The organism is Cytobacillus sp. (assembly GCF_964223445.1).
GTDB lineage: Bacteria > Bacillota > Bacilli > Bacillales > Cytobacillaceae > Cytobacillus.
Window position 1 is genome coordinate 1 of the sequence record NZ_CAXQGS010000015.1, and the last position, 4,364, is coordinate 4,364.

Consider the following 4,364-nt stretch of genomic DNA (forward strand, 5'->3'; position numbering starts at 1 on the left):
TCAAATTCAACTGGATTAAATAGCGTGATCCCTTTATCCTTTATTCCCTTTACGATCGCTTCAGCTAATGGATGCTCAGACTGTTTCTCTGCTGAACCCACCAGCCGGAGAAGTGTCGTTTCTTCAACGTTGCCTTCCGTAATCACATCTGTTAAAACTGGTTTGCCATGTGTAACTGTTCCAGTTTTATCAAGAACAACTGTAGTGATTTCATGTGTGAGTTCCAAGTGCTCTCCGCCTTTAAAAAGAACCCCAAATTCCGCAGCCCTGCCGGAGCCGGCCATTATAGAGGTTGGCGTCGCCAGACCTAGTGCACATGGACAGGCAATTACCAGGACGGCAATCAATTTTTCGAGTGCTTCTGCAAAATCCCCAGGACTTACCCATATATACCACACCAGGAATGTAACCGCAGCTATGGTTACAACAATTGGAACAAATATCCCGGAGATTCTGTCTGCCATTCGCTGTATGGGGGCTTTTGAACCTTGCGCTTCTTCAACCACTTTTATAATCTGTGACAATGCTGTATCTTTGCCAACTTTTGTGGCTTTAATTTTCAGAAAGCCATTTTTGTTAAGGGTCGATCCAATAACTGTGTCGCCTGCTGCTTTATCAACAGGTACACTTTCCCCTGTCAGCATGGATTCATCCAAAGCAGACTGGCCTTCGATAATTTCACCATCAACTGGAATTTTTTCGCCTGGCTTTACATATATGATGTCCCCAGCAATAACTTCTTCAAGAGGAATTTCAATTTCTTCCCCTTCTCTTAAGACAGTTGCTGTTTTTGCCTGCAGACCCATTAGCTTTTTAATCGCTTCAGAAGAACGTCCCTTAGCCCGTGCTTCAAACAGCTTGCCTAAGATTATTAATGTTATAAGGATCGCACTTGTTTCGTAATAGAGTTCCACCATTTGTGCATTGGTGCCAATTGATAAAATTGATTGGTACAAGCTATAGAAAAATGCAGCAGAAGTACCGAGTGCAACCAGCACATCCATATTGGCGCTCTTATTTTTTAATGCCTTATATGCCCCGGCATAAAATTGCTTTCCTATGAAAAATTGAACGGGAGCTGCAAGCGCCAGCTGCACCCAAGGATTCATAAACATATCTGGAACATAAACAATTGATGTAAACTCGAAATGTCCAACCATGGACCAGAATAAAGGTATAGAAAGAATCAACGAGAAAATGAACTTGCCTTTTTGTTTTTCAATTTCCTTTTCCCGATATCCTTCGATATCTTCGTCTCTATCCATTTTTATTTTTGCCTGATACCCTAAATTCTCCACTTTCTTTATCATGTCCTGGATGGAGATTTCTTCAGGGTTATATTCTACAGTACCAGTTTCAAGTGCCAGATTGACTACAGCTTGTTTGACGCCTGGAAGCTTATTGAGTCCCTTTTCAATCCTGCCAGAGCAAGCTGCGCAAGTCATGCCCAGCAATTCGAACTCAGCTCTCTCCGATACTACCGTATAACCTAGATCCTCAATTTTTTTCTCAAAAGCTACAACAGAAATGACTTCAGGATTATATTTAATTACTGCTTTTTCCAATGCAAGATTGACAGTCGCTTCCTGAACGCCGTCCAGCTTATTTAACCCTTTCTCAATTCGAGACGAACAGGCTGCACATGTCATCCCTGATATTGGAAGGTAAACCTCCTTTAGGGCAACATCACCCATAGCTCCCACTCCTTTATTAAACAATGTTTCTTATACTTAATATACTATACCCCTCTACCCTATATGTCAATCAAATAAATCCAAACAATTTACTTATTTTTCAATTCCTCGTTTACTAAAAAAAGAGAACGTGCATTTTATTCACACGTTCTTTCCCGATAATTACTCTACATCATATCCTTGATCGTCAATTGTTTCTTTGATTTGTTCAAGTGTAACTGCTGATGAGTCAAATTGAACCTGCACCTGGCCATTATCAAGGTCAACTGCTACTTTATCTACACCATTTAATTTGCCGACACTGCCTTCTACCGCTTTTACACAATGTCCGCATGACATTCCGCTAACTTTCAAAGTAACGCTTTCCATAATAATTAAACCTCCTATTATTTTTTCATTAGCTTTTGAATAGTTACTAAAAATTCATCAAGTACCTCATCATCGCCTTCGTGAATTCTTTCTACCACACAGCTTTTCAAATGGCCTTCAAGTAAAAGCTTTGCTACGCTATTCAAAGCAGACTGAGTTGCAGAAATTTGTGTTATTATATCGTCACAATACACGTCTCTATCAATAAGTCCTTTTATTCCGCGTATTTGACCTTCAATCCGATTTAAGCGGGTTGTCAAATTCTTTTTAACTTTTTCTGAATGATGACTTTTTCGCTCCGATTCAATCGAACAGCAGCTTTCAGACGATAAATTCTCATCTTCCAATTCAAACGCCATTTAATCAGCCTCCTTAATATCCATTATATTATACCCCGGTACCCTATGTAAAGCCCTGAACTCAAGATGAATTAAATTACGGATTTTTATGTATAATTTCCCTTTCATGATATTGAAAATCTCTGTTTATACTAACGGAAACACTTTATTAAAGGAGGCAGCTGATGTGGAAAGAAAGCATGAAAACCTGGAAGACACAGGCAAAGATCTATATGGGATCGATAAAGATATCAGCCTGCAGTCAGTAAACTTTGCTTCTGCTGAGAATCAGTATTTAAATGAACGAACAGAAATTGAATCCAATCAGGAAATATAGAGTAAAAGCCGCCAAAAATGGCGGCTTAGGATCATATTTACAATTCTGTCAGTTCTCCAATTTCTACCTCGGATCTTTCTTCAAGTGGACCGCGCAAATGTACCGTTGCTGTCCTTCCGTCCTCATTCAGCTTGTCGATCCACACGGAAGCACCATTATATTTTACTTCGATATCTGCCGATGATGAAAGAATTTGCTTAACTCTTTTTGCATCCATAAGAAACACTCTCCTCTGCTTTTTTCATTTTATTTTTTGCATGGATGAGAAATTTATGCTTACTTTATTTAAAAGTGAACCATGTAATACTTTTGAGGTTTAAGGTTTATGGATTATGCCAGCTGATTGGCTGTTCATAACTTGCACTGGATTAAAAGTTGTCCTATACTTCCAATCCACTGAATAGACTTTGTACAAACAGGTTTGGCAGTTAGGAGCTGTACATTTATGAGCATATTTCTAGGCTATGTTTTCTTGGGTCTGTCGCTTGCAGCGCCAATCGGTCCAATTAATGCTGCACAGTTGGATAAAGGAATAAAAAATGGCTTTTTCCATGCCTGGCTGGTAGGGCTGGGTGCTATGACAGCAGATGCCATATATATGGCGGCCGTTTATTTGGGCGTTGTACACTTTCTTGAGATTCCATTCATGAAAGCCTTCTTATGGTGCTTTGGATTTTTCGTCCTTGTTTATACAGGTGTTGAAACCCTAATAAGTGCGGGAAAAGTAGTTTCAAGCTATAGAACCAAAAATGAATCTAAAGTTAAATCTTTTATGTCAGGCTTTCTCATGTCATTGTCAAATCCTTTAACTATACTTTTTTGGCTTGGCATCTATGGTTCCATTCTGGCCAAAACAGCAGCCGAGTATGACAAGGCACATGTTGTTTTATACAGCGGCGCAATTTTTACAGGGCTTCTTGTCTGGGACATAACGATGGCAGCTGTTGCCAGCAGCTTCAGAAGATTTTTAACCGGGAAGATTCTCGCTCTAATTTCCATATTATCTGGCTTATCACTGATTGGCTTTGGGATTTATTTTGGAATGCAGGCTTATAAACTTTTATTTTAATACATATTCCATTCATTCGGACCAGGTGGAGAAAAACAGATAATTATGTGCTGAAATATCTATATGAGCTTGCATGATGGTATGCGTTGCAGTTAATTTGGTTAATCTGGCAAATTCGGGGATTTATCTAAACCTTATTAGGGTTTATCTAGCATGTCTAGGAGCTTATCTAACAGGTTTTATTTTTTATCTAGTATATTTTGAAGTTTATCTCACATTTGGCACAATTTATTTTTGTAGAGAACAGCTTATAACACTTAAAACAGACGGTGAAATAAGGAGTGGCACAAATAATTCGATTTAGGCTTATATACGTGTGAAAGTGACGCATATATGTGCCAAAGTGAAGCATAACATGAAAAAGTGGCATTTGTTCACAGGTGTGACGCATATATCTATTTTCCCATTAAAAAGAAGAGTCCAAATAAGCTATTGGGTACCGTAACTCATCCAAGCACACAAAAAAGAGCACCCATCAGGTGCTCTTTCATATGCCCGGCAGCGTCCTACTCTCACAGGGGGACAGCCCCCAACTACCATCGGCGCTGAGAAGCTTA

6 protein-coding genes are annotated in these 4,364 nt (G+C 39.3%); 2 read left to right on the forward strand and 4 right to left on the reverse strand.

Annotated elements, in window-relative coordinates:
• The 3 genes from ACEQ1T_RS01770 to ACEQ1T_RS01780 all read right to left on the reverse strand — a co-directional run.
• Positions 1 to 1,694 (reverse strand): heavy metal translocating P-type ATPase (locus tag ACEQ1T_RS01770; RefSeq protein WP_370221538.1); only part of this gene is annotated, 1,694 nt, incomplete at its 3' end.
• A gap of 162 nt (positions 1,695 to 1,856) precedes the next feature.
• Positions 1,857 to 2,063: a copper chaperone CopZ gene (gene copZ, locus ACEQ1T_RS01775; RefSeq protein WP_206843163.1), complete on the reverse strand. Its 207-nt coding sequence runs from the start codon at positions 2,061 to 2,063 to the stop codon at positions 1,857 to 1,859.
• A 17-nt stretch (positions 2,064 to 2,080) separates the two neighbouring features.
• Entirely contained in the window at positions 2,081 to 2,422 is a 342-nt protein-coding gene (locus ACEQ1T_RS01780) for a metal-sensitive transcriptional regulator (RefSeq protein ID WP_244671266.1), read from the reverse strand.
• A 166-nt stretch (positions 2,423 to 2,588) separates the two neighbouring features.
• Between ACEQ1T_RS01780 and ACEQ1T_RS01785 the strand changes: the two genes are divergently transcribed.
• On the forward strand, positions 2,589 to 2,738 hold the full coding sequence (locus ACEQ1T_RS01785; protein WP_206843152.1) for a hypothetical protein: 150 nt from the start codon (positions 2,589 to 2,591) through the stop codon (positions 2,736 to 2,738).
• Positions 2,739 to 2,775: 37 nt separating this feature from the next.
• Here the strand turns inward: ACEQ1T_RS01785 and ACEQ1T_RS01790 are convergent, their stop codons facing one another.
• Positions 2,776 to 2,955, reverse strand: coding sequence for an H-type small acid-soluble spore protein (locus ACEQ1T_RS01790; protein WP_009336786.1), 180 nt, complete (start codon positions 2,953 to 2,955; stop codon positions 2,776 to 2,778).
• Between the two features lie 228 nt (positions 2,956 to 3,183).
• Here ACEQ1T_RS01790 and ACEQ1T_RS01795 point away from each other — a divergent pair, with 228 nt between their 5' ends.
• Entirely contained in the window at positions 3,184 to 3,807 is a 624-nt protein-coding gene (locus ACEQ1T_RS01795) for a LysE family transporter (RefSeq protein ID WP_206843150.1), read from the forward strand.
• The last annotated feature ends 557 nt before the right edge of the window (positions 3,808 to 4,364 follow it).